This window comes from Nocardioides sp. Leaf285, assembly GCF_001422955.1.
In the GTDB taxonomy this organism is placed as follows: domain Bacteria; phylum Actinomycetota; class Actinomycetes; order Propionibacteriales; family Nocardioidaceae; genus Nocardioides; species Nocardioides kribbensis.
In genome coordinates this window covers 291,569-317,983 of the sequence record NZ_LMNH01000001.1, presented here as the reverse complement: position 1 = coordinate 317,983, position 26,415 = coordinate 291,569, and the positions used below count along the sequence as shown (strand labels likewise).

13 protein-coding genes are annotated in these 26,415 nt (G+C 73.5%); 4 read left to right on the top strand and 9 right to left on the bottom strand.

The window, feature by feature from the left end; genetic code table 11:
- The first annotated feature begins 166 nt into the window (after positions 1-166).
- Positions 167-550, top strand: coding sequence for a hypothetical protein (locus tag ASF47_RS01525; protein ID WP_056862260.1), 384 nt, complete (start codon positions 167-169; stop codon positions 548-550).
- Positions 547-1,863 carry a hypothetical protein gene (locus ASF47_RS01520; protein WP_056862259.1) on the top strand — a complete coding sequence of 439 codons (1,317 nt, stop codon included), beginning with the start codon at positions 547-549 and terminating at the stop codon, positions 1,861-1,863. Before ASF47_RS01525 ends, ASF47_RS01520 begins: the two co-directional genes overlap by 4 nt.
- 70 nt (positions 1,864-1,933) lie before the next feature.
- Here ASF47_RS01520 and ASF47_RS01515 read toward each other — a convergent pair whose 3' ends face one another.
- The 4 genes from ASF47_RS01515 to ASF47_RS01500 form a co-directional block, all read right to left on the bottom strand.
- Positions 1,934-2,701 (bottom strand): hypothetical protein, encoded by a 768-nt coding sequence (locus ASF47_RS01515; protein WP_056862258.1) that lies wholly within the window; start codon positions 2,699-2,701, stop codon positions 1,934-1,936.
- 837 nt (positions 2,702-3,538) lie between these two features.
- Positions 3,539-13,441 (bottom strand): calcium-binding protein, encoded by a 9,903-nt coding sequence (locus ASF47_RS01510; RefSeq protein WP_056862257.1) that lies wholly within the window; start codon positions 13,439-13,441, stop codon positions 3,539-3,541.
- A gap of 327 nt (positions 13,442-13,768) precedes the next feature.
- Positions 13,769-14,266, bottom strand: a complete 498-nt coding sequence (locus tag ASF47_RS01505) for a hypothetical protein (RefSeq protein ID WP_056862256.1) — start codon at positions 14,264-14,266, stop codon at positions 13,769-13,771.
- Between the two features lie 355 nt (positions 14,267-14,621).
- Positions 14,622-17,774, bottom strand: a complete 3,153-nt coding sequence (locus tag ASF47_RS01500; RefSeq protein WP_056862255.1) for a beta strand repeat-containing protein — start codon at positions 17,772-17,774, stop codon at positions 14,622-14,624.
- 369 nt (positions 17,775-18,143) lie between these two features.
- Between ASF47_RS01500 and ASF47_RS01495 the strand changes: the two genes are divergently transcribed.
- Positions 18,144-19,721, top strand: a complete 1,578-nt coding sequence (locus tag ASF47_RS01495; RefSeq protein WP_056862254.1) for a hypothetical protein — start codon at positions 18,144-18,146, stop codon at positions 19,719-19,721.
- 260 nt (positions 19,722-19,981) lie between these two features.
- Positions 19,982-21,520, top strand: a complete 1,539-nt coding sequence (locus ASF47_RS01490; RefSeq protein WP_235558573.1) for an AtzH-like domain-containing protein — start codon at positions 19,982-19,984, stop codon at positions 21,518-21,520.
- A gap of 183 nt (positions 21,521-21,703) precedes the next feature.
- Here ASF47_RS01490 and ASF47_RS01485 read toward each other — a convergent pair whose 3' ends face one another.
- The 5 genes from ASF47_RS01485 to ASF47_RS01465 all read right to left on the bottom strand — a co-directional run bounded on the left by ASF47_RS01485 (position 21,704) and on the right by ASF47_RS01465 (position 26,304).
- Positions 21,704-22,426 (bottom strand): YoaK family protein, encoded by a 723-nt coding sequence (locus ASF47_RS01485; RefSeq protein ID WP_056862253.1) that lies wholly within the window; start codon positions 22,424-22,426, stop codon positions 21,704-21,706.
- A gap of 263 nt (positions 22,427-22,689) precedes the next feature.
- Entirely contained in the window at positions 22,690-23,754 is a 1,065-nt protein-coding gene (locus ASF47_RS01480; protein ID WP_082499893.1) for an SGNH/GDSL hydrolase family protein, read from the bottom strand.
- A gap of 59 nt (positions 23,755-23,813) precedes the next feature.
- Positions 23,814-24,383, bottom strand: a complete 570-nt coding sequence (locus tag ASF47_RS01475) for a TetR/AcrR family transcriptional regulator (protein WP_056862251.1) — start codon at positions 24,381-24,383, stop codon at positions 23,814-23,816.
- A gap of 51 nt (positions 24,384-24,434) precedes the next feature.
- Positions 24,435-25,442, bottom strand: coding sequence for an alpha/beta hydrolase (locus ASF47_RS01470; RefSeq protein WP_056862250.1), 1,008 nt, complete (start codon positions 25,440-25,442; stop codon positions 24,435-24,437).
- A 115-nt stretch (positions 25,443-25,557) separates the two neighbouring features.
- Positions 25,558-26,304 (bottom strand): maleylpyruvate isomerase family mycothiol-dependent enzyme, encoded by a 747-nt coding sequence (locus ASF47_RS01465; RefSeq protein ID WP_200918916.1) that lies wholly within the window; start codon positions 26,302-26,304, stop codon positions 25,558-25,560.
- Positions 26,305-26,415: the final 111 nt, after the last annotated feature.

Here is a 26,415-nt window from a genome sequence, read left to right as displayed (position 1 = left end):
GACCCCCCACGGGCGCGGCCGCCCGCGGGAGGCCCTGCCGGCCGAGGGAGCGCACGCGGGCGGACGACTTGGGTCGAGGACGTTAGAAGTCGCAGCGCGAGGGGAAGGAGCGTCTCGGCCACACCCTGAGCCCACGACATCTCGACTGTCCCAGGAGGACGCGCTCATGAGCGACACCACGCCACTGCCAGGGGTCCTGGGTGCCCTGCAGGAGCTCATCATCGACTACGGCGTCATCGAGGGCATCCTCGACGAGCTGAGCACGGGCGAGGGAGACCTCAGCTCCACCGACCTGGACTGGGCGGCCGGGTCGTCGTTCGGCTCGCTGCCGCGGGGCACCGAGCTCAGCGGACACGCCGACAAGGCCAAGGACTACCTCCGCGACAGCCTGGTGGACCTCCGGCAGGCGATGAACATCTACATCGAGGCGGTCCGGACGTTCCGCGACGGGACCAACACGACCGACACGCACTCCGCGGAGGCCCTGGCGCAGATCCAGAGCAGCACCGACGCGGTGGAAGCGATCAACCAGAACCTGGAGAACCGATGAAGGGCACCGAGCGGACGCGCCTCGACCAGGCCGTCGACCAGTCGAGCGACGACGCCATCACCAACGGCGTCACGGCGTGGGAGAACGTCTCCGAGGTGCTCAACAGGGTGGCCATCCACCTCGCGACGGCCGCCCAGAACGGGGTGGACATCGGAGGCGAGACCGGTCCCGCCATGTTCAACGCCCTCAGTGCCTCCGCCGACCGCATGCGCGAGCGTGGCACGGAGGCCTTCCGCGGCAAGCTGGCGCTCCAGATGGCCAAGGACGGCGTGATCAAGGCCCGCGAGGCCCGCGACAAGATCGACACCGAGCTGCCGTCCCTGACGCCGATCACCTACACGCCCGACCCGGAGAAGACCCAGGCGGAGAACGACCAGGCCAAGACCACGGCCGACAACTCCGCGACCCTGGCGGCTCAACGCGAGCAGGCCCGCGAGCAGCGCGCCCGCGAGATCGCCGACCAGATGGAGGCCGACTACGACGAGCCGATCACCATCTTCAAGGACATCCACAAGATCCCCGACCCCGAGCCCCTCCCCGGCACGAAGAACGGCGGCGGTGGCGGCGGCGACAACCCCTACGGCGACGGCTCCGGCGGAGGCGGCGGGGGCAACAGCACGTGGCGCCCCGACGAGGGCGGCCGGATCGACCGCGATCCCGATCGTGACCGCGACCCGATCATCGACCCGGTCGACCCCGAGGAGCCGAAGCCCCCGATCATCACGGAGCCGCCGATCACCGGCGAGCCGGAGGTCCCCGACGGCACCGACCCCGACATCGGCGACCCCGGCTCCTGGACCGACGGCGGCGCGTCGGGCACGGGCACCGGCGGCTCGGGTGGCAGCACGGGCGGCGGCTTCCCCGGCGGTGTCGCGGGCGGCGTGGCCGCCGGCGCCATTGGGGGCGGCGCGCTCCTGGGCGGCATCAAGAGCGGTGCCTTCAGCGGCCTGACCGGCTCGCTCTCCAACGCCGCCACGAAGGCCGGCGCCATCGGCGCGTCGGCCCGCACGGGCGCCTCGGGCGCCCTGGGCCGCGGCGCGGCGGTCGCTCCCGGCTCCACGGGCGGAGCCCGTACGGCGGGCGCCGCCGGTGCGGGCGGTCGTGGCGGCAGCCGCAGCGGGGCCCGTGGGGCCGCGCGCGGTGGCACCGGCGCCGGGGGCCGCGGAGCCGGTGGCCGTGGTGCGGCCGGGGTCGGCGGCGGCGCGGGGCGCGGCAGCAAGGACAAGAAGAAGGGCGCCGGCGGCGAGGACTTCTGGGACGACGGCCAGGACTGGATCGACGACGAGGACTCCGGCACCACGGTGCTGAAGTAGCCCGGGCCCCCACCTCACGGTGGGGGCCCGACGTGCGTGGGGACGACGGTCGGCCGTCAGGGTGCCGCGGTCAGCACTCCTGCTCGACCTGGGCGAGCGCCTCGTTGCGGTCGGCGCGGGCCTCGTTGCGCAGCGCACGGGTGCGCTCGATGCGGGTCTTGTTGCCCGACTCCTTGGCCCGGGCGAAGCGCGCCTTGGCCTCCCTCAGGTCGGCCTTGGCCTCGGCGAGGGTGGCGGTGGCCTCCTCGCAGGCGAGGTCGCGCTGGGTGAAGGAACGTGTCACCGCGGTGCCGGTGTTGCCGGACTCGTCGATGGCGCGCACGGCGAAGGTGTGGGCACCGGGGTCCGTGCTCAGGGCGACCGGGCTGGTGCAGGCCGCGAAGGCCGCGCCGTCGACCGAGCACTCGTAACCGGCGACATCGTCGTCGGCGGAGGTGAAGGTGAAGGTGGGCGCCGACTCGACGCTGGCGCCGTCGGCGGGGCCCGAGGAGATGGTCACGACGGGAGCGGTGGTGTCGGCGGGCTCGTCCGGCACGGCGTCGAGCACGAACGTGCGCCGCACCGACTGCCCCTGGAGGCCCGACTCGGCGCGGGCGCGGAAGTCGACGGTGTGGGGGCCGTCCTCGAGCTCGCTGATGTCGACGGTGTAGGGGCTCGTGCAGTCGACCCATGCGCCCTCGTCGACGCGGCACTCCTTCGTGGTGGAGCCCTGCTCGGGCACGTAGAAGGTGTAGGTCGGCGCCGAGGTCACCGTGGCCCCGTCGGCGGTTCCACCGTCGACGACCACGGTCGGGGCGTCGGACAGACCGTCGCCGAATGAGATACTGGCTGCGGTCACCTCGCCCCCATCGGGGAAACCTGGCTCATTGTCGGTCAGGCGGATGGTCCATACCCCGTTGATCGACGTAACGCCGCTGAGTGCATCGTCGATCGCGGAGCTCGCACGATAGTTGCCACCGGGCACGGGCGAACTCTGGCGGGCAGTGCCGAAATCGCCTGAGGCGCTGTCGGAGAACACGTAGGTTCCAGCGAGCTGATTTCCTCCTCCTCTGGGTGTGAACAGCGCCGCAGCGGTCCCATCGGGTGCGATCAGCGAAGCGCCGATATTGCCGACGTAGCCCGACCTCATCGTCAACGAGACGGCGACGTCATCGATCATCCGCGGACCTGACGAGACCGGCACCGTGACATCGACCTGTCGGTAGTCGTCATTCGAGTCGCCCAATGGCAACGGCACGTTGTCGGCCGAGAAGGTCGTCGAAGCCGCAGAGGCAGGCATAGCGGCGCCCATGGCGAGACCGCTGGCGCCGAGGAGCAGTGTTGATACGAGGGCGGCTGCGCGGCGAGTGGCGCGCCGGGCGCCCGGAGCGGGTGCGGTGGTCAGGATCATGGATCGTCCATTTCGGGTTCTGGTCAGACCCGAGAGGGCCGACGCGTGGATGCCTGTCCATGGTCTGCCGATGCGGGGACCGAAGCAGACTTTTTGCTTCATCTCGCTCAGGTCGCAATGACCATTGCCACCCGTGCAGACGGAAGCTCGGGCGGGGTCCCCCTGGCCCTCTCGGCACCGGAGGCATGGCCCGTTCGGGCTAGTACCCCCATCGATCGGGTGGCGGACGGCAGAGGGCCCCCGGTCGTCCGACCGGGGGCCCTCCTCAGCGCCGTGACGCGGGGCTCAGCTCCCTTCGCAGGCGTTGGTGCCGGCGGTGCCGGAGAACGCCGGGAGGCGCTCGCCGCCGCTGGCCACCAGGGAGAGCTCCGCGGCGCCGATGGATCCGGTGGCCTCGGCCAGGCGGGTCAGCGCCGTGACCATCGTGGACTCGGCGACGTCGACGACCTGGTTGGCCGTGCCGGAGCCGCTGCACACCAGGTAGCGGTTGTAGGACGCCGTCCAGTCGACCAGGCGGTCACCGGCGACACGGCCCTGGTCGTTCTGGTCGGCCTGCAGGGCGTCGTGCCCCTGGCCGCCGTAGATCAGGTCGGAGCCGTTGACGGTGATGCGTCGTCCGTCGGTGTCGACCGACGGCGCCACGGCCATCCACAGCGCCGGGACGCCGATCCACTTCTTGGTGTCGAGCAGGTCGTCACCGGCACCACCGAAGATCCGGTCGTGGTCGGCGCCGCCCCAGACGACGTCGTTGCCGTCGCCGGCGAAGGTGACGTCGTCGCCGTCGCCGCTGTTGACGAGGTCGTCGCCCGCCCCGGCGTGCAGCGAGTCGAGGCCCGTGCCGCCGAGCAGGAGGTCGGCGCCGCCCACCGTGGGCTCGGTCTGGGTGACCACCCGCACCAGCGAGTCGTTGGGCCGCACCGTCTCGGTGAGGAAGCCGGTCTGGTTGCGGATGACCTCGTTGGTGCGGCCCAGCGTCGCCGCCGCCGTCGGGACGTCGACGCCCTGGTCGCCCAGGAGCGCGTCGTCGCCGTCGCCGCCGTCGAGCACGTCACCGGAGACGGCCTGCCCGGCGTAGGACGACTGCGGCCGGCTGGTGCCGGTGGCGTCGAACTGGCCGTAGAGGTCGTCGTCGCCCTGGCCGCCGATCAGCGTGTCGCTGCCCGCCCAGATGCCGGGACCGGAGTCGGCCATGGCCACCTGGCGCACCACGCGCGGGCCCGAGGGTCCGCCGGCGAGCAGCTGGTTGGGACCACCGCGGGTGATGCGGCCGTTGTCGCCGAGCACGACGTCGGTGTCGGCTCCACCGTCGATGGCGTCGTTGCCGTCGACCAGACCCGTCGCCGAGCTGTCGGACGTGGCGCGCACGACGCTGAGCAGCCGGTCGTCGGTGCCGTTGCCGCTGATGACGACCCCGGTGTTGGAGGAGCCGCCGCCCAGGAGGTCGTCCTGACCGGTGCCGCCGAGCAGCGTGTCGTCGTCGGCTCCACCCTCGGCGTAGTCGTCGCCGGTGCCGGTGTCGACGCGGTCCTTGCCGCCCTGCCCGAAGGCGAGGTCGCGACCGTCACCGCCGACGAGGGTGTCGGCACCGCCCGTGCCCGCCGCGGCGCGCGCCGTGGCGCGGTCGAGGTCGAAGAGCGCGATGTCGCGTCGGGTCGTGCCGTCGGCGCGCAGGCCGTCCTGACGGACCAGGCGGGCGTTGTCGCCGGCCAGCACGTCGTCGCCGGTGCCGCCGTCCAGGGCGTCGGCCCCGTCGAGCTGACCGGTGCCAGCGCGGGTCGCCCCGATGACGCCGTCGGCCGAGGAGCTGCCGCCGGTGAGGGCGTCGTCGCCCGCCTCGCCGAAGAGCCGGTCGGAGCCGGCGTCACCCTCGAGGCCGTCGTAGCCGTCGCCGCCGCGCAGCTCGTCGTCGCCGCCCTGGCCGAAGACCAGGTCGTCGCCGACGCCGCCGCCGAGGCGGTCGGGGCCGTAGGTGGAGACCGGTGCGGTGCCGCCGGTGGCGGGCTGGTCGAGCAGGGTGACCTTGGCCGGGTCGGCCGTGGTGCCCGCACCCGTGACGGTGCCGTTGTCGCCGAGGACGAGGTCGTTGCCCTCGCCGCCGTCGACGGTGTCGGTGGAGATCCCGTCGTAGGAGCCGGCCACCCACGAGCCACCGATGAGGTGGTCGTCGCCGGCCTCGCCGAAGAGCGTGTCAGCGCCGGCTGCGCCCTCGACGGCGTCGACACCGTCACCGCCGTAGACGGTGTCGTTGCCGCCCTGGCCGAGCAGGAGGTCGTCCTGACCGTTGCCGTAGAGCGTGTCGGAGCCCGAGACGGCCGTGGCCGGGGCCTGGGTCGTCGCGGTGTCGTAGAGCGTGATGCCCACGGTCGGGCGGATCCGCGCCCACCAGGTGCGCGCGGCCGCGGTGTTCTGCGACGGCGGCACGAGCTTGGCGTTGTCGCCGGCCAGGATGTCCTGGCCGTCGATCTCGTCCACCCCCTCGTCGCCGACGAGGGTGTCGGCGCCGTCGGCCTGACCCGCACCGGAGCGGTTGAGCGTCAGCGGTCCCGAGGTCGAGGACCCACCGACGAGGAGGTCGGCACCGTCGTCGCCCTGGACGAGGTCGGCGCCGCTGCCGCCCTCGACGTTGTCGTCGTCGGGCCCACCGAAGACCTGGTCGTCGCCGGCCTGGCCGAAGACCCAGTCGGAGGCGTAGCCGCCGTAGAGCTTGTCGTTGTCACCCGAGGCCGGGGTGGCCAGGAGGGTGGCGTCGACGCCCTCGACGATCGAGCCCGTGGTGCCGGGCTTGAAGGCCAGGGCGGCGTTGCCGCCCGCGACCACGTCGACGCTGCCGTCGCCGAGCACCTCGTCGGCCCCGTCGGCGACACCGGCGGTGTCGCTGCCGCCGGCGAGGAGGTCGGTGCCGGAGCTGCCGCGCACGACGTCGTTGCCGGCGTCGCCGTAGAGGATGTCGCCGTCGGCGTCGCCGGAGACCAGGTCGTTGCCGGCATCGCCGTGCAGCAGGTCGGCGCCGTCGCCACCGCGCACGAAGTCGTCACCGACGCCGCCGCGGATCGTGGTCTCGTCGCCCTCGCCGGCGTCGACGAAGTCGCCTCCGGCACCGCCGTCGAGCTCGTCGGTGCCCTCGCCGCCCAGCACGCAGTCACCGTCGCCGGTCGCGCCGGTCAGGCCGGCCAGCTCCACGGTCCCGGTGTCGCCCAGCACGGCGCCGCCGGCCGGGCGGCCCTCGACCCTGCCGTTGCCGTCGAGGTCGGCGCGGCCGTCGCTGAACACGACACCGGCGAGGACCCCGGAGTAGCGTCCGCCGCCGGCGGCCAGGACGTAGCCGTCGGTGACCTGGAGGCCCTCGAGCTGCCCGTCGTCCTCGGCCGTGCCGGAGAGGTCACCGTTGAGGTCGACCAGACCGACCACGATGCTCGTGGAGGGGCGGCACACGATCGAGCGCCCGGCGCCCAGCGGAGCCGACGGGTCGGCGGGCTCGCCCTTGACCACGTCGTCGCCGGCGTCGCCGACGAGCAGGTCGCTGCCGGTGCCGCCGGCCAGGGTGTCGTCACCCTCGCCACCGCGGGCCAGGTCGTCGCCGGCGTCGCCGGAGAGCGTGTCAGTGCCGCCCGAGCCGTAGATGCGGTCGCGACCGTCGCCACCACGGACCACGTCGGCGCCCTGGTCGTCGACCAGCACGTCGGAGCCGTCGCCGTCGAGGAGGTCGTCGCCGCCGCGGCCGCAGACGATGTCGTCGTCGCCGCCGCCCGACAGGGTGTCGGCCCCGGCGCCGCCGAGCACGTAGTCACGGGCGTCGCCGCCGGTGACGGCGTCGACGCCGCCGTCGGAGGCCGCGCCCTGCTCCTGGCAGGAGGCGAGCACCGACGCCTCGCTGGGCAGCGCGACGGTGAGCAACGAGACGTCGTTGTCGATGATCTGGGTGCCGCTGGCGGAGCTCACGGTGATGGTGACGCGCTGGTCGCGGCTGATCCCTGCGGTGTCGAAGGCACCGCCGACGGTGAGGTCGGAGCCGTCGCCGCCGTTGACGGTGTCGGATCCGTTGCCGCCCACGAGGACGTCGCCGGAGTCGACGAGGGCCGCGATCGCGGCGTCGTCGTCGGTCGGGAAGAGCGAGTCGACGTCCATGCCGAGACCGCCCTCGACGACGTCGTTGCCGTCGCCGCCCGTGACCTCGTCGGTCGAGGGGCCGCCGCTGGTGCGGTCGTCGCCGGCGCCGCCGTCGACGGAGTCGCGGCCGGCGCCGCCGTCGAGGATGTCGTTGCCCGAGGCGTCGCTCACGGTGTCCTCGCCGTCGCCGGCGTCGACGGTGTCGTTGCCGGAGCCGCCGGTGACGGTGTCGGCACCGCCGCCGGTGACGACGGCGTCGTTGCCCGCGCCGGCGTCGACGACGGCCTTGGTGGTGACGGGCACCGTGGTGACCTTGGTGGATCCGCCCTCAGTGCTGAGGAGCTGTCCGGGGTAGAGCCGCACGATGTCGTTGCCGCTGCCGGCGTCGGCGAGGATGCGCCCGGTGGCGGGCACGTCGTACTCCTGCACGATGTTGAACGCGGTCACCTCCACCCGGGTCGGACTGAGCTGGCGCACGGTGAACTTCTCGTTCTGCTGGCCGGTGTAGACCTTGCGCTCGCCGGCGTAGGACTCGCCGATCAGCAGGCGCAGGTCGTCGCCCTCGCGCGTGGCGAGCACGGGCTCCTCGGTGGCGCAGTTGAACTCGAAGAGCGTGAGGCGGGGGCTGCGGACGATGTCGAACTCCTCCTCGATGGAGAAGAGGAACAGGTCGATGCTGAAGTAGAACTGCAGGAAGAAGACGATCCCCGAGGAGACGTTGAAGGCGCAGCTCGGTCCGGCGCTGGCCCCGATGAACTCGTCGGTGTAGATCTTGCCGCTGCCGTCGGGGTCGAAGGCGTCGAGACCCAGGTCGAGCACGACGCCGCCCTTGATCCCGGCCTCGGCGAAGCCGATGCTGACCGCGGCGCCGGCCTCGACGGTGAAGGTGAGCTCGATCTCCGGGACGTCGTCGCCCTCCTCGAGGTCGTCGATGTAGAAGCCGTCCTTGAAGACCGACCCACCGCCGGTGAGCTGGTCGGTGGCGCCGGGGTCGATGGCCTCGATCTTCTGGGTCAGGCCGCGGGTGTCGAAGCCGAAGGCCATGCGGCCGTCGATGCCGATCTCACCGCCGATGGAGGCGCTGACCGGCACGGGGCCGACCATGAAGGGGCCGAAGCTGCGCGAGACGCCGACGTTGAAGCCGAGGTGGCCCAGGTCGACGTAGAGCAGGGTGGCGTCGCCCTCGCCGAGCAGCAGGTTGTAGACCTGCTCGGAGTCCTGGAGCACGGGCACGCTGATGCTGGGCAGGTCGAAGTAGGCCTCGCCGGAGACCTCGGTGACGGTCTTGGGCTTCTCCTGCTCCTCCTCGGCGGGCACCTCGGCGCCCTCCTCGCCCTTCTTCTCGTCCTCGTCCTCCACGTCGCAGGCCGACTCGGCGCCGACGTTGCTCTTGCTGCTCTTCTCGGTCTTGGTCGTGCCGTCGTCGAGCTTCTCCACCGCGGTCGAGGAGCAGGAGCCGACCTTGAGGGAGTCGGCGTCCATCTCGAAGCTGCCGCCCTCGTCGATGCTGCTCAGGCTGACCAGCTCGGGCTCGTCCTTGAGCTCGGGCAGGTTGCCGACGAGCTGCTGGAAGGCGATGAGGTTGGTGATGAGGCCGAGGTTGGGGTAGCGCTTGACCAGGATCGAGAGCATCGAGACCGGTCCGGCCCCGACCAGGGTGGCGAGGTCGTTGATGACCGGGATCGGGGCGCTGAGGGTCTCCACGACCGGGTTGAGCGGGGCCAGCCACTGGCGGGCCTTGCCGAAGCCCTCGCCGACGGCCTTGTAGAAGGTCGTGGCGTCGAGGTAGGTGTTGTCGAAGGACAGGTCGGAGAACGTCCCGTCGTTCCACGTCAGCGAGATCGCTCCGACGGTGTCGAAGAAGCCGAGCTCACCGGCGAAGGACTCGGCGTAGACGTCGAGGCCCCCAGTGCCGGTGGCCGAGGTCGTGAAGCCGAGCTCGCGGTCGTAGATGGAGGGCAGGTAGACCCGCCCGTCGTTGCCGTTGGCGTCGGCGGCGTCCATCTCGACCGCAACGCCGGCCTGCAGGCCGGTGTCGCCGAGGTCGACGAGCACGCTCGGCATGGTGCCGACCACGGCATCGATGCACTGGGCGTCTGCCGGCGCGGGCACGGAGCCGGCTCCGGCCTCGGCCTCCCAGTAGGAGGCACGCGTCCAGGCGTGGCAGCTGTCGTCGGTGTGGTCGGGCAGCCGTGCCTCGACGGTCGCGGTCAGCGGAGTGGAGGTGTCGGGCAGCTCCAGGTAGGGGCCGGTGCCCTTCTGGATGCCGACGGTGACCGAGAGGTCCCAGTCGACGGTGGTGACGACCTCGGCGAGTGTGTCGATCGAGACCCCGGGCAGCCCGGCGTCGAAGGCGACGGGCTGCTCGGTCACGGTGCCGCTCAGGGCCAGGGGCGCCGAGATCGAGGTGACGTCGGAGACCTTCGACGACGACGTGCACGAGCTGGTGCAGCGCAGCGTCACGTCGACGGGGGCGAGGGTGGTCTCGGGGGTGTCGGCGATGCCGTTGAGCGCCTTCTCGACCTCGGTCTCGAGGGCGCTGGCGTCGGCGGTGGTGGCGATGCCGGTGACCGACTGGACGTCGAGGGCCTGGCGGGCCGCACCGCTGAAGCCGCGGACGGCGGCCGGAATATCGGCGGCGGCGTCGAGGTCGGCGCCGACGAGCGGCATCGTCACACCGGCGAGCTCGCCGTCGAGGGAGTCGCCGAGGGTGCGGTCGAAGCCGCTGAGGGCGTCGACGAGGAACTGGGTGGCGAGCGGCTGGCCGGCCAGGTCGGCACCGGTGCCGCCGGAGCTGTCGGTGGCCTTGAGGTCGAGCCGCACCGTGTCGGAGCCGTCGAGCGGCACCGTCGCACAGGCGGCGACGTCGGCCCCACCGGTGTTGCCGGGGCACTGCTGGGCCGACCCGGCGAGGGCACGGTCCTGCGTCAGGGAGTCGCGGAAGTCGGCGAGCGGCACGAGGGCCTCGGTGCTGCCGGACTCGGTGGTGACGGTGACGCCGATGCGCAGGTCGGAGCCGGTGGCGCCCACGGTCAGCGCGGCCGAGCCGTACTCGGCGTCCTTGCCGCCCAGGGCTGCGACGTCGGCGGACGCCACGTCGGTGACGGTCTCGACGGTGCGGGTGCCGGAGCCGACGTAGGAGGCGGCGGTGGCAAGGTCGACGGCGAGGTCGACGGTGGCACTCGACTCCGAGCCGAGGAGGACCTGGGCCGGCTTGCGGACCCCGTCGTCGTCGACGGCGTCGGTCACGATGCGCAGCTGGCTCTCACCGGCGGCCAGGCGCAGCGGCACGCTGTCCTTCTGGTCGCTCTCGCTGCGGGTGGTGGCGAAGCTGAGGCGGTCGCCGTCGAGGCCGAAGGTGGCCTCGGTGCCCGGCGCGATGGCCGGGATGGCGGCGGCGAAGGCCTGCAGGGTCGAGACGTCCTGGGTGTCGGCGGGCGCCGCCGTGCCGGTGGCCGAGCCCTGGAGCCCGAGCAGCACGGCGTTGAGGCCCTGGCGGGCGCGGTTGAGCTCGGAGGGCACGACGTCGAGCAGCGGCAGCGTCTTGTCGGCGCCGAGCTCGGGAGAAGGCGAGGCGAAGGAGAGCAGCACCGCGGCGTAGTCGTCGATGAGCTTGTCGCGCAGCGCCTCGGGGTCGCCGTTGATGACGTAGGGGTGGCCGGCGGTGAAGCCGACCTCGGCCAGCGGACCGTCGGTGCAGGTCACGGTGGTGGCGCTGTCGACGGTGAACTGCGTGCAGATGCTCGCGGTCGGGTCGGTGGGGGCCAGGTCGTAGAGCTGGCGGTTGACCATGCGGTCCTCGGCGGCCGTGTCGTCGGCGACACCGAACTGGGCGTAGAAGTCGGCGGACTCGTCGACCAGGGTGGCGCCGTCGGAGGCCTCCCCCATGGTGCCGTTGCGCGAGGGCACGAGGTCGAGCAGGCGCAGGTCGTCGTAGGCGCCGCCGGTGGTGACCGTGGGCAGGGCGCCGGCGGCGAGGGTGGCCCAGGTGGCGTCGATGGTGCCGTCGGCGCCGACCAGGCGCTCCCCGGCTCCGCCGCCGGCGGCGATGGTCGGCGCGTCGGCGACGTCGAGGGAGGCGGTGGCGCTCAGGGCGACCGAGCCCTCGGGCTCGGCCACGACGGTGCTCTGGCCGTCGTCGAGCAGGTCGGCCACCGGGAGGGCGCCGGCGACCTCGCCGTACTGGAGGGCGACCGTGCCGGTGGGCACGGTGACGCGGGCCGCGGGCTGCCCCGCGGCCTGGGTCAGGTCGTAGTCGGTGACGTCGACGTCGACCTTGAGGAAGCCGATGCGCGCGGCCATGGCGGTAGTGCCGTCGAGGCCCGCGTCGACCGAGCCGATCTCCCACAGCCTGCCGTCGGGGCCGGGCTTGAGGTAGGCGACCGGGGTCTGGTCGGCCTCGGCGAGGGTGGGCTGGTCACCCTCCTCGAGCGGGGCGGGGTCGACGAGCCCGAGACCGAAGGTGGCCTCGAGGTAGCGCCCGGCGGTGGCGACCGTGGCGTCACCCGCGGGCGGCTCCACGGCGCCGGGGGCGTCGCCGGTCTGGGGGCAGGAGCGCACGCCGTCGGCGACGACGGCCTGGCAGAGGCCGGTGAGGCCGGTGAGCGGGGCGAGGCTGCCGCTGCCGCCGGTGAGCACGTCGGTGCTGCGGGAGGCGGCGTCGTCCTGGCGGACGGCGACCTCGAGCGCGCGGGTGTCGGGAGCGTAGGTGACCGTGCCGTCGAGGCCGAGGTCGCCGATGGCGCGTCCGAGCTCCTGGATCGAGCCGGTGACGGTGCGCGCGGTGCGCTTCTCGCCGTTGCTGGCGAAGCTGGTGGTGAGCACCGGGAAGCCGCCGCCGCCGGTCACCTCGACGTTGTCGGTGGGGGCGGTGCCGACGGTGGCGGCGGTGACGCCGGTGATGTCCACCGAGGGGTCGGGCGAGTCCCACGTGACCGTGGCGCCGTCGTCGACGCTGACCCCGGTGGTGGTGGCCTGGCAGTACTGCACCTGGCCGGGGCGCGGGGCGCCGCTCGGCGGGTTGGTGTCGGCGGCACCGCAGGTGATGGTGGCGGTGGCCTGCTGGCTGAGCAGCTCGATGAGGTCGTCGGCCGGGGAGTACAGGTCGGAGAGGTTCGCGTCGAGCAGGGGCAGCTCGGCGTCGGCGGCCCCCTCGGCGCTGCGCAGCGCGGTGGCGTACTGGGTGAAGCCGGTGAGCGCCTGGGTGCGGGTCAGGGCGGTGAGCTGCTCGAGGGCGGTCTCGCGGGTGATGACGGGCGTGGCGTAGGGCGTCTCGGCGTCGGCGGCACGTGTGCCGACGGTGACGGCGCCGTGGGGGCCGCCGTCGAGCAGGTCGCTGGTGAGCGAGACGTCCATCGAGACGTCGTCGGCGCCGGGGAGCCGGCGGGTCGCGAACATCTCGGCGGGATCGCTGAGCTGGAGGTCCTCGGTGGTCAGCGCGCCGCGGCCGTTGGGGTCGCGCAGCCGCAGGACGGTGGTGGTGTCGATGCGCCCGGCGCCCTCGGCGGCGAGCTCGACGAACCCGTCGCGCACCGTGAAGGGGGCGATGGGGAGGTCCTGGCCGGCCCCGGCGCTGCTGCCGGCGGGGCGGGTCCACACGTGGGTGGTGAGCTCCGACTGACCCACGACGGAGAACTCGCGCAGGTCCTCGGCGGAGTCGTCGAAGCGGAGGCGGACCTGACCGGTGAGACGGCCGGTGGCCTCACCGGCGAGCTCGGCCGCCCCGAACTGCATGCGGTCGTCGGCGTAGGTGAGCGCGACCGGCGCGGTGCCGGTGAGGTCGATGTCGAGCAGCCACTCGATGCTGTCGGCGGGGGCGCTGGCCAGCGGGGCGACGGCGCGCATCTCCAGCGCGGGGTCGGCGGAGATGACGTCGTCGATGGAGTCGAGCGTGGCGTTCTTGTTCAGCACGGCCGCTGTGACGCGACGACCCAGTGCGGTGTCGAGCTGCAGCACGTCGCGCACCGAGAGGTCGGTGAGCGAGAAGTCGTCGGCGAGCGCGGGCTGCTGGGCCGCGGCGCCGAGGGCGTTGCCCAGCCCGAGCAGACCGATGACGACGTCGGAGGCCGACGTCGAGCCCACCGGCGGGGCAGCCTCCGACGGGCTGACGGACAGGGTCGCCGCGGCGACGGCTAGCGCCGTGGGAGCCGCGACGACCCCCAGCAGACGGCGGGAGCGACGCAGGACGGCAGGACGGGAAGCACGCACGAGGAACTCCGGACTCACACGGCCGGGGCAACCCCCTGTTGCGCACACTCGGCCAGGAGAACCTCACCACGTCTTCACCCGTGTGGCCCATAGTCGGTTCGGGCCTGAGAGAACAGTAAAAAGGGATGGTTCTCGGCGAATCGCTGGACAACCCAGGGAGCGCACGGTAGGGCCATCCGGCCCTACCGTGCGCGAGCTCGATCAGTCTGCGTTCTTGCCTCCGCGACCGCAGGTGAAGGTGGCCGCGAGGTCGGCGGACTCGTCGTCGGCGCCGGTCAGCGGCAGCTCGGCGGTGACCTCGCGGCGGGTGATCTCGATGCCCTCGGAGCCCTGGCTGGCGAAGTTGCTGCCGTCGAGGCTGAGCACGGCGCTGGTCTCGATCTCGCCGCCGGCCTGGTAGACGTTGAGCGTGTTCTGGTCGTCCTTGCCCCACGCGGCCATGTAGATCGCCTTCGGCTGGCCCTCCTGGGCCGAGCGGATGACGCGGGCCTCGCCGGAGTAGGTGGCCTCGGCGCCGCCGGAGACGGTGAGCTCCACGGTGCAGCCCTTCTCGGCGTCACCCACCGGGCCCGAGGCCGACGGCGACGGGGTGGCGTCGGCCTGGTCGCCGTCGCCGTCGCCGTCGTCGCCGCTGCACGCACCGAGGGTGAGGGCGAGGCTGAAGGAGGTCAGGACGAGGAGGGCACGGTGCAGTCGCATGGGTAAAGTCAAGCACCCTTCGGCCCTGCCGAGGCGCCCCGGAACCGGCGTGTCCGGGTCGCGCGAACCACACTGCCGGGGCCTGTCTACGCTCCCCCGAAATGCCCACCGGGGCGACACACATGACGTGTGTCGCCCCGGTGGTGCAGCCGGACGGCCCTGGTGTCCTAGGGTGGACAGGCGGTCCGGACCATTCTCAAGCAGCGGCAACAGAGAATGGCCCGGACCGCGTCTGTGTCTCCCGGCTGGTGATCGTGCTCAGCTGTGCGGAGAAGCGTGGGGGTCGAGGCCCCCCGGGAGAGTCACCCCGGGGCGGCTCGCGCCGCCCCAGGGCTCCTCACGTGTCACACGAGGGTCAGCGGACCCGGGTGTTGTTGGAGCGGTCGCCGAGCGAGTCGTCGGTGGGGAGCACGCGGGCGAAGTAGCGCGAGAACTTCTTGCCGTTGACGTCCTTGACGTTCTTCTTCAGCTGGCCCATGTCGTCGAGAACACCCTGGCCGACCTGGACGTTGCCGCCGCTGGCCTTGATGCGGAAGAACTTGACGACGGCACCGGCGGAGCGGGGCTCACCGGTGACGACCTTGAGGCGGTCGGGCTTGGCGCCGTTGTTGTTCGCCGACAGGTTGGCGATCACGACGGCCGGGTCGGGGTCGACCGGGCCCGGCTCAGCGACGAAGACGACCTGGTCCTGGGCGGTCAGCACGTCGTCGCCGTCCGTGACCGACACGGTGATGTTGGCCGTGCCCGCCTCGGTGCCGACGAAGGTGTAGAAGGCCTCGCCGTTGCGGTTGGTGGTGGTCACGAAGTTGGCGTCGCCGTCAGCGCTGTCGCCGGGGCCCTGACGGATGAAGCGGACGTCGAGGCCCTGGACCGGGTTGCCCTCGGAGTCGACCACGCGGACGGTCTCGGTGACGGGCATGCCCACCATGACCTCGCCCTCGGGCGAGCTCGTGATGGTGACGGTGCCGTCGGCCAGGTTGTACTCGTACCACTCCACCGTGTAGGTGTCAGAGACGGTCTCGTTCGGGCCGGCGACCGCGTTGCCGTTGCCGTCGACGTTGACCGAGCCCTGGGTGTAGGACGCGGTGATCGTCTGGTCGACCTCCTGCTGAGCCTCAGCGACGAAGTCACCGTCCGACAGGAAGTCCGACTGCGCGGTGTTGCCGCCGAAGAAGTTCCCGTAGACATCAGCGAAGCCGGTGTTGTCGGACAGGTTCACCGTGACGTCGGTCAGGTTGCCGAACTGGTCGGTGACGAACACGTCGAACACGACCCTGTCGCCGACACGGGCCTCGGGCAGGAAGCCCTCGTCGTCGGTCGGCTCGATGGTGATCTCGCCGACGTTCAGCGGGTTGGTCGAGTCGAAGTTGGCGACGGCCGTGTCGGAGACCGACGCGGTGGTGCCGGCGGTGGCCAGCGTCGCGGTGACAGTGTCGGCGGCCTCGCTGTCGTCGTCGAAGTCCTCCGAGCGACCGATGCCGACCTGGAAGTCGGCCTCGCCGTTGGCGTCGGTGGCGACGGTGATCGACTTGCCGAGCGAGCGCAGCACGCCACCCTCGGAGCCGGCCGCACCGGTGTAGGTGCCGTCGGTGAAGAAGGTGTCACCGTCGACGGTCAGCGTGACCGTCTGGTTGGCGATCGGGGCGCCCGAGGCGTCCTCGACCAGGACGGTGCCGGTGTTGGCCTCGCCCGGACGGACGGCGCCGCCGAGCCCGGTGATCTCTACGGTGGAAGCGGCCGGGGCCGTCGCCTGCGAGAAGATGACGTCCAGGTCGCCGGTGGCGCCCGGGTTGTCGGTGTCGGCCGGGGTGGAGCCGGTCTCGACGTAGTCGGCCGTGGTGGCGACGATGGTGCCGTTCTCGGTGGGCTGGGCGACGCCGGCGGCGGTGGCCGGGTCGTCCAGGGTGGCCGAGAAGGCGCCGTTGGCGCCGGTGACGACGCGGCGGACCGCAGCGTCGGGGCCGGTGGCCTGGTCGAAGGCCGCGTTGCCACCGGTGTAGCTGAGGTCGATCGGGCGACCGGCGAGGCCGGTGCCGTCCTCGAGCTCGAGCGAGCCGGTGACGGTGATGTCACCGCCGGCCGGGGCCGAGGCGGGGTCGGTGTTGTCGAAGACGACCTCGGACTCGCCGGCCTTCACCTGGAGCAGCTGGGCCGAGGGGACGGCGCCGGTGCCGGTGGCGGGGTTGGCGGCCACACCGGCGAACAGCGTGTAGGTGCCGGCCTCGGAGTAGGGCAGGGTCACGACGGCCTGGCCGTTCGCACCGGTCACCGCAGTGCTGGTGCCGGTCGCGGGGGTGCGAGGCGTCCCGGTGGTGCCGTCGAACGCGGTGAGGGTCCAGTAGTACTGGACGACCTGACCGGCGCCGCCGAAGTCGTTGCCGCGCTGGTCGTTGACCTGCACGGTGATGTCGTTGGCGGCGTCGTACTCGTCGATGTCGAAGGCGGTGCCGTTGTCGGACTCGGCCTCGAGGGCCGTGGCGACGGGCACGTACTGGTCGACGGTCACGTCGGCCGAGCGCTGGTCGCCCAGGCCGGCCTGGTAGCCGGTGGCCTCGGTGGCGTCGGCGTAGTAGTACGCCGTGCCGGCCGACTGGGTGAAGGTGGCGCGGCCCAGACGGTCGGTGAACTCCGCGGCACCGCCGGCGGAGCTGGCGACGCGGGCGCCGGCGATCGGGCGCTGGTTCTGGTCGAGGACGGTGACGACCACGGTGGAGGAGTTCGCACCGGTGGTGGTCGTGGCGGCCGTGACCGAGGAGATGGTCTGGCGGTAGAGGGCGAAGGCCTCGGTGTCGCTCGTGACGTCGGTGGCCTGGACCAGCAGCTCGTCGTTGGCGCCGGCGTAGTCGTAGCCGGAGATGTCGAGGACGCCGGCCCAGGTGCCGGTGGTGGCACCGGCGGCGTTGGTGGAGACCGCGGTGCCGGCAGGCGTGACGGTGGTGCCGTCGAAGAACGACAGGGCCGGGGTGCTGCCGGCGTTCGACGAGGTGCCGTCGACGATGACGTTCTGGTTGTCGCCAGCGGCGCCGTAGGGCTGCTGGAAGACGCCCACGGTCTCACCGTTGGTGATGTTGGTGGTGGCCAGGTTGTTGTTGACGGCGACGGGGGCGTCGGAGTCGTCGGTCGACGCAGCGGCCGGACCGGTGGCGGTGGCGCGGATGGTGACCGCAGCCGCGCCGGCGATCGAGGAGGGGTCCCACTCGAAGGCGAAGACGCCGTTGTCGTTGCGGGCGGCCGATCCGATGTTGACGAACGGGCCAGCGGCGCCGTTCAGGCTGTAGGAGAAGGTCACCGAGGTGACGTTCGTGCCGCCGAGGGCGGTCAGGCGGTAGGTGCCGTTGGTGCCGTCGTTGCGGGCCGAGATGCCGCCGTCGGGGTTGACGACCTGGACCGCGTCGGCGCCGACGACAGTGTTGAGGGGCGCCGCGTTGGCGATCGCGGGAACGCCCGTGACCGCGAGGGCGGCGATGGCCGTGGTGGCCAGTCCCCGCTTGATGCCGCTGCTGTTCATGTGGAGATGTTCCTTCCGGAAGGTGAAGTGAGCCTCCGACACCTGCCGGGGGACTCGCCAGGCCCCCGCTGGGACCCGGGCCCAGGTCTGCCGAGCAGACCCAAACAACGAGGACCCTAGGAAGGTAAAGAGGTGAGCACCCCCTTTTATGTGTACCGATTTTTGATCCGCAATAACTATGGCGCCGGGTGATCGTTGTGGTTCTTGAGACGGAGCCCGAGGTGCTCCCCTACCTTTCTCCTGCACGACGACGTGAGGAGCCCGATCCCCCATGAGCCTTGCGTCCCCCCCGACGCGCTCACCGCAGCGACAGAACCCTCGACCGCAAGGCCCGGCATGACGGGCCGGCGACGCGGTCGTCCGCAGCAGATGCCCGACGACCCCAGCTCGCTGCGCTCACGCACGTTCGGCGCCTGGCCGCGCTCGGCGTGGCTGCTGGCCACCTCGCGCATGCTCGGCACCGACCTGGAGCTGGCCAGCCGCTCGGCCTTCGTCGAGAGGCTCAGAGGCCTCGGCCTGGCCGCCGACCTCAGCCGCGTCAGCCGCTGGGAGTCAGGACAGCAGGCGGTGCCGACCAAGGTGGTGCTCGCCTACGAGCAGGCCCTGGGCCTGCCGTCGGGCTCGATCCTGGCGACCTCGCGCAGCCTGCTGCGCAACTCCGCCCCCACTCCCCCGCCGCCCGAGCGGGCGACGTACGGCGAGGAGGACAAGGGGCCCCAGCTCGTGCAGGGGCTCCTCGAGCGTGCCCTGGCCGGCGACGCCCTCAGCGGCGGGGAGTGGCTGCAGCTCGCGGTGGAGCTGGCGCGCTTCGACTACTTCTTCCTCATGGGCGACTCCTGGCACGTGCTCTGCGGCCGGCTGGTCAACGAGCTCTCGCGCACGATGGGCATCGACCATCTGCGCCGCTACGAGGCCTGCGTGACCCTCATCGGCCACGACATCGCACGCCCCCACATGCTCCACGCCCTGGGCTCCTGGCTCACCCACCCCGACGTGCAGCTCGCCGCACCGGCGGTCTCGCTGCTGCGCGAGATCCCCGACGCCCCGGCCGGCGCACTGGTGCTGCGGCTGCTGCAGAGCGACAACGCCACCCTGCGCGAGGCCGCCGTCGGTGTCGCCGCCGGCAAGGCCGCGCGGGGCCACTTCGACACCCTGGCGCTGCGCAAGCTGGAGAAGGTCGCCGCCCGGCGTCTCGACGCCCACGAGACCACTCGCGCCGCGGTCGACACCATCGACCTGGTCGCCCACCTGCCCGACGATGGCTTCGAGCGGGTCATGCGCGGCCTGCGCGACCCGGCCAAGCGGCCCCGGCTCCAGCACACCCGCGACAAGGGCCTGCTCCTGCCGGCCCAGCACATCAACGTGGTGTGCCGCACGATCGCCGGCCAGGCGCAGGCGGTGACCCCCACCGCGCGACCGGCCGAGCCCGACGCGCTGCTGGAGAAGCTGGTCAAGGAGCTGCTCTTCCACGTGCACGGCGTGCGTCGCCGCATGGCCGGGCGCGTGCTCGCGCTCAGCCCCTACGGTCCCGCGGTCGCCGACGCCTGCGTGCCCCTGGCCGGCGGGGTCAACGAGGTGCTCGCCGCCCGGGCCTGGGACTCCCTGCTCGTGCTGGGCCACGGCAACCGGCGTGACGAGGTCGTGGCGCTCGCCGTCGGTGAGCCCCGCTCCGGTCTCCAGGGCGAGGCCCTGGTCAGCGTCGGGCTGGGCCAGCGCCACCTCGACGAGGACGAGGCCGAGAAGCTGCTCGCCGTCGCCCGGGAGACCCCCCACGCCGACGTCAGGGCCTCAGCGGTCTTCGCGCTCGGCATGGCCGGCCCCAGCCACGTCGCCGAGGTGGCCCGGGCCTCGGAGGAGTCGGCACGCGCCGCGCGCTGGTGGGCGGCCACCGGGCCGGCGATCTACGACGCCGACAGCTCCTCGGGCCCCACCGCGACCGCTGTCTGAGCCCGCCGGGAGATCGATGGGGCACGAGTCGGCCTCGTCCGGACCGACTCGTGCGTCCGCGATCACCCCTGCGGGTGGAACGACCACCCGGACGTGGTGAGTTCATTCGCGACAGGTGCAAGAGAACAGGCTGGGAGCCCTGCGGGGAACCGCCCGTCGGGGTGGGGACCGGCCGGTGACGCGCCGCCGAGGCCCGCGGCCGGGGCGACCGACGGGCGGCACGGCGCCCGTCGTACGGTCCGGCGGGGGATGATCAGCGCGTGAGCGCCACTCCCCCCGGACCCGTCCCCGGACCCACCGGCCCGAGCCTGCCCGTGCCCGACGGCCTGGTCGAGGCCTTCTGGTCCTACGAGCGGGCCCTGATGGCCGACGACGTCGAGACCCTCGACCGGCTCGTCGCGCGCGCCTCCACCACGCTGCGCGGCGACGCCGCCGGGCTGCTGGTGGGCCACGACCAGATCAGCGCCTTCCGCCGCTCGTACGGCCCGGCGCCGCGGCGACGGATCGTGCAGACCCACGTGCAGGTCACCGACCCCGACCACGCCCTGGTCGTCGCCGTCACCGAGCTCGAGCGCGGCGGCCGCGGTCAGCAGACCCAGCTGTGGGCCCGAGGAGTCGACGGCTGGGTCGTCACCGCCGCCCACGTCTCGGCGCCCGCCCCCGCCCTCGACAGCCGCATCTGGCGCGTCGTCGGCGACCCCCTCGTGCCCGGCGCCGCCGGCGGCCCGCTGGCCGGGGAGAGCCTCGCGGTCAAGGACCTCTACGCCGTGGCCGGCCAGGTCGTCGGCGCCGGCAGCCCCGCCTGGGAGGCCGCCGCCCCCGTCGAGCGCGGCGACGCCCGCGTCGTCGACCTGCTCGTCGAGGCCGGCGCGTCGGTGCGCGGCATCGCCCGCACCGACGAGTTCGCCTACTCCCTCGCCGGCACCAACCACCACTTCGGCAGCCCGCCCAACCCGCGGGCGCCGTACCGCGTGTCGGGGGGCTCCTCCTCCGGCTCGGCCTCCGCGGTCTCCCTGGGTCACGCCACCATCGGTCTCGGCACCGACACCGGCGGCTCGATCCGCGTGCCGGCGGCCTACCAGGGCCTCTACGGCATCCGTACGACGCATGCCGCCATCGCCACCCACGGGCTCCTCGCGCTCGCGCCCAGCTTCGACACCGTCGGGTGGATGACCCGCGACGCCGACCTGCTCGCCCTCGTCGGCGAGGTGCTGCTGCCCGACTCCCCCGGCGGCTCCCACGACCTCGTCGTGGTGCCCGAGCTGCTCGGGCTGGCCACCCCGCCGGTGCGCGCCGCGGTGGAGGGCTGGATCGGCGACCAGGGACTGGTCGTGCGGGAGAGCTGGCCGCTCGGGGAGCTCGACGCCTGGCGCCGCGCCTTCTCCACCTGGCAGGCCTGGGAGGCCTGGCAGGTGCGCGGCGCGTGGCTGGCCGAGCGGCTCGACACCCTCGGCCCCGACGTGCGCGGCCGCTTCGCCGCCGCCTCGGCGGTCTCGCGCGCGGAGGCCGACGCCGCCCAGGCGGTCGTCGCCGGGGCCCGCGCCCGGGTGCGCGAGCTCGTCGGCGACCGGGTGCTCGTGCTGCCCTCCGCGCCCTCGGTCGCCCCGCTCGTCGGCGAGGACCTCGGCCGCGTGCGCGAGGCCACCCTCGCCCTCACCTGCCTGGCCGGCCTCGGCGGCCTGCCCGCAGTGTCGCTGCCCGTCACCACCAGCGACGGGCTGCCCGCGGGCGTGTGCTTGGTCGCCGGCCCCGGTCGCGACCGCGACCTGCTCGCGCTGGCCGCCAGCCTCGCCGGCTGAGGCGGAGCGCGACGGGGTCACAGCGGCCCGGTCGCCGTCGCCGGGTCGCCGTAGCCGGACGGGCACTATCGCCGTCCGCCCCGGCGGCAGCCGGGTAGCCGCCCGCCACTGCGAGGCGCTCGGCTGTCCGAGTCGCCGAAGGGTCGCCGAAGGGTCGCCGAAGGGTCGACAGTGCCCGTCCGGCTACGCCGGCACCCGGGGGGTCGCCCGGGCAGCGACGCGGGCGTGGACCGCGCCGAGCAGGGTGGCGAGGGCCACGAGGCCGCCAGCCACGACCAGTCCGGCGCCGAGGTGCCAGCGCAGCAGCGCGGCCCCGACGGCGGCGCCGAGGAGGATCAGCGCGACCGCGAGCACGCGGCGCCCGGAGCCACCGCCCTTGCCGCTGCCGAGCACCGAGTCGGCGGCCAGGCCGGTGATGGTCGAGGTGACCACGACGGTGGTGACGTCCTTGACCGCGATGAAGCGCGCGGTGGCGGCCTGCACGCCCATCGCCGCCCCGAGGGCGGCGGTGACCGGCAGCGCGACGGCCTCGGCGGGGGTCTCGCCCGGGGTCTCGCCGAGCGCGAGCAGCAGCACCCCGAGGCCCGCGCAGACGACGGCCACCGCGGTGAAGAGCAGCGTGGTGCGCGCGGTCCAGGCGCCACCGGCCCGGCGCAGCACCCGCCCGCCGAGCGCCGCGCCGGCCATGAAGGCCGCCAGGGCCACCACGGGCCCGAGCACCGGGAGGTCGTCGGCGCCGACGATCGCCATGCCGAGGATGACGACGTTGCCGGTCATGTTGCCGGTGAAGACGCGGTCGAGGCCGAGGTAGCCGACGGCGTCGACGATGCCGGTGGTGAAGGTCAGCACGAGCATCAGCACCAGGTGCATGCGCTCGTGCGACACGGCGGCGAGGCGGGAGGTCACCGGGTCATCCTCGCCGGGCGTGCGGGTGGGGGTGGGTGGCCGGGTGGTGTCGAGACGCTTGCTGGCGTGGTCCCTGAGGAGCGAGCGCAGCGAGTGTCTCGAAGGGCTCGCTCCTCAGCCACCGTGGCGGTCGGGTGGTTTCGAGACGCTCGCTGGCGCTCGCTCCTCAACCACCGTCGGAGTTGCGCTCGCTGGCGCTCGCTCCTCAACCACCGTCGGAGTTGCGCTCGCTGGCGCTCGCTCCTCAACCACCCGAGGGTGGGTCAGGAGCAGGAGTAGCACTCGGTGTCGCGCAGGTACTGCAGCAGCACGGCGGCCTGGGCGCGGGCGCCGGCGGCGTTGGGGTGGGCGGGCACGCCGACGGCGGGGTCGTTGACCGAGGGGCCGTAGGTCTCGGCCCAGCGGGTGACGGGGTCCTGGCACAGGTCGTGGCCACCGGTGTGGCTGAAGGTGTCGACGAACTCCGCTCCCCCGCGGCGCGCGGCCCGCTCGACCATGCGGTTCAGCTGGCGGAACTTCGCCGCGATGTAGGCCATGTCCTCGTCGCTGGCCGGCACGGTCGGGTAGCAGCCGTGGTCGGGGATGACGTCCATGTAGTCGAGCACCAGCACGCGGGCGCGCGGGGCGAGCCGGTGCACGGCGCGGAAGGCCCGCACGAGCTTGATCTCCGAGGCGCGGATCTGCTCGGCCAGCCGGTCGGTGCCGCCGGCGGTGTACTTGGCCTTGCAGCCGCCGAAGGGCAGGCCCGCGCCGGAGTCGGTGACGGGGTTGTCGACCGGGAGCACCCCGAGGCAGTCGAGGCCCGCCGAGGCGATGCCGGCGTCGTTGCCGCCGATGCCGATGGTCACCAGCTCGGTGCGGCGGGTGAGCCGGTCGAACTGCGGCGGGTTGGTGCCGCCCAGCGGCAGCCCCGTCTGCGGGCGGCGGAAGTCGCGGGTGGTCGCGGAGCCGCAGGAGGCGTCGCGGAAGCGGTCGGCGCCGAGGGCCTCGGCCACGATCTTGGGGTAGTTGTGGTGCGACTGCGCGCAGTCGACCGGCACGTGCGTGGTGTCGGGCACCCCGTCGCGGTTGACGAGCACCACGTCGGCGGTCCATGAGTCGCCGAGGGCGACGTACTCGGTCAGCGACGGGAGCCGGCGCCGGTCGGGGGTCTGCGCCGCCGGCGTCCGGCTCGCCTCCTGCGCCGTCGTCGCGACGGTCGCGGCCGCGGTGGGCGCGGCCTGCGCGTCGGACCCGGCCAGGGGCGTCACGCCCGGGGTGAGCAGGGCCGCGGCGAGCGCGAGCGCGGCGAGGGGGACGGCGGGCACGAGACGGCGCGAGGACCTCATGCGGAGACCAACGTCACACTCCCGCCGAGGTCACGCCCGGACCCGGCGGCGGCCGGACCTCAGGCCGTACGCCGCTCCCGCGGGCCCGCGAGCTCCTGCGCGGCGCGGGCCAGGTCGTCGACGCCGGCGGCGAGCCACTCGGGCCGGTCGGTGGCGAGGTCGAGGTGGAAGCCCGACAGCGACGCCTCGACCAGCGTGACCACGCGACGCACCTTGCGGGGCGGGGCGCCGCAGCGCACGAAGTAGGTGCGCAGCGCGGCCGCCCACCGCTCGTTGGCCGCGCGGGCCTCGGAGAGGTAGGGCTCGTCGCCGATCAGGCCGGTGGCCGCCGCCTGGCAGTAGGCGGTGAGGCAGCCGTGCATCGGCTCCTCCTGGTAGGTCTCCCAGAGCCGGTTGACCCCCGAGCGCACGGTGCGGGCGGTCGGGAGGGCCTCGACGATCTCGATGGCGCGCTCGGTGACGCGCGTGATGACAGCCGAGACCAGCCCGTCGCGGCTCTCGAAGTGGTAGATCAGCATGCGGTCGCTCGTGCCGATCGCCGCGGCCACCGGGCGCAGCGTCAGCCCGGTCAGACCGTGCTCGAGCACGTGGTCGGTGACCTGGTCGAGCAGCTGGGTGCGTCGGGACATCCCTTGAGTGTAGCGATCGCTACGTCGCGGGGTCCTCCGCCCCGGCCGGCATCACCGCAGCGCCGCGCGCTGGGCGGCGACGACGGCGTCCATGGCGGGCCGCGCCGAGCGGGCGAGGTGGGGGAAGCCGAGGAAGCCGTGCGGCATGCGGTGGAAGTCCTCGACGAGGGCGGGGACACCGGCGGCGGCGAGCGCCTCGGCGTACCGCACACCCGAGTCGTGCAGCGGGTCGAGCCCGGCCACCACGACCAGCGCCGGGGGCAGGCCTCCGAGGTCGGGCGCGAGCAGCGGGGAGAACCGCCAGTCGGAGGCGTCGACCGCGGTGGGGCCCGGCTCGGGCAGGTAGTGGTCCAGGAAGACCTCGAGGTCCTCGAGGCTGACGACCACGCCGTGGTCGTTTGCGGCGAAGGAGTCGTGCTCGCGCAGGGCCTCGGTGAGGTCGGTGGCGGGGTAGAGCAGCGTCTGGTGGCACAGCCGCGGACCGCCGCGGTCGCGGGCGAGCAGCGCGACCACCGCGGCGAGGTTGCCGCCGGCCGACTCCCCCATCACCGCGACCCGCTCGGGGTCGGCGCCGAGGTCCGCGGCGTGCTCGACGGCCCACAGCAGCGCGCCGAGGCAGTCGTCGAGCGCCGCCGGGAACCGGTGGGTCGGGGCGAGCCGGTAGTCGACCGAGACCACCACCGCGCCCACCTCGCGGCACACCACGCTGGAGGCCCAGTCGCCCTGCCGCGCGCTGCCCAGCACGAAGCCGCCGCCGTGGAAGGCCAGCACCAGCGGGCGCCCGGCGGCCGGACGCGGCCCGGGCGGGGTGTAGACGCGCAGGGGCACCTCGCCGTGGGCGGCGGGGTACGCCGTCGTCCGCACGACCACCCCCGGCTGCACCCGCCCCAGCACCCCTCCCAGCACCCGGCCGACGGGTCCGCGGTCGGGCAGGGCGAGGGCCTGGACCCGCTCGAGGCGGGCGGGGTCCATGCGCGCGACCGAGAATGACGGGCTGGCGCGCATCACCGCGTCGACCAGGCGGATGCCCGGGGTGAGTCGCGGGCGAGGGGTGGGCACGCAGGGATCGTAGGTCGGCGGGGTGGTGGTTTCGAGACGCTCGTCGCTGGCGCTCCTCCCTCCTCAACCACCGGGGCGTCGCTGGCGCTCCTCCCTCCGCGAGCACCGCGACGGGCTACTCGGGGAGCGGCTCGGTGGGGAGGTCGCCGAGGCCGGCGAAGGCGTCGAGGTGGGGGGTGACGTCGCCGCGCACGGTCCAGGAGCGCAGCTGGTCGGCGGTGCGGCGGCTGGTGAGGGCCCGAAAGAGGTCGAAGCCGGAGGCCTCCAGCCGCACGGGCGCGTCATCGGGGTCGACCCCGCCGTCGCCGCCGTGGCTGCACCAGCGCCAGCCCTCGGGGGCGGGGTCCACCAGGGCGATCGGGGGGAGGTCGGCGACGGCGTCGGCGAGCCGGCCGGCCATGCGCCGGCGTACCTCCGCCAGGCCCGGGGTGTCGCGCCCGCCGGGCTCGCCGACGGCGCCGCGCAGGTCCTGCTCGTGGATGACGACGTCGTTGAGGGGGCGGCTGCCGTGCTCGCCCATCCAGGCCACCAGCCGCGGGGCGACGTCGTCCCACTCGGCGACCAGCTCGGCCACCGAGCGGCCCCGGCGACGGTCGACGTGGGCCTGGGTCCAGGTGGGGTCGTGGTCCTCGGGCTCGTCGCCGTCGAGCACGTCGACACCCAGACCGACGACGTGGCTGAGCAGGTCGCGCACGGTCCAGTCGGGGCAGGCCGGCACGTGGCGCTGCACCTGCTCCTCGTCGAGCCGGGTCACCAGCGCTCGCACCCGCTGCCGCGCGACCTCCCACTGCGACACCGGGTCGGCACCCGGGTCGGCGCCCGGGTCGGCGCCCGTGTCGGTCAGGTCCTCGCCACCAGCCACGTCGGCCTCCTCCTCGTCGTCCCTGCACGTCGTCAGGGGCCCAAGACCCCCGCGGCCGGAGCGCCCCGGGTCCTGCCTATCGGCGCACCGGGCCGGCCAGGAACCCCCGCC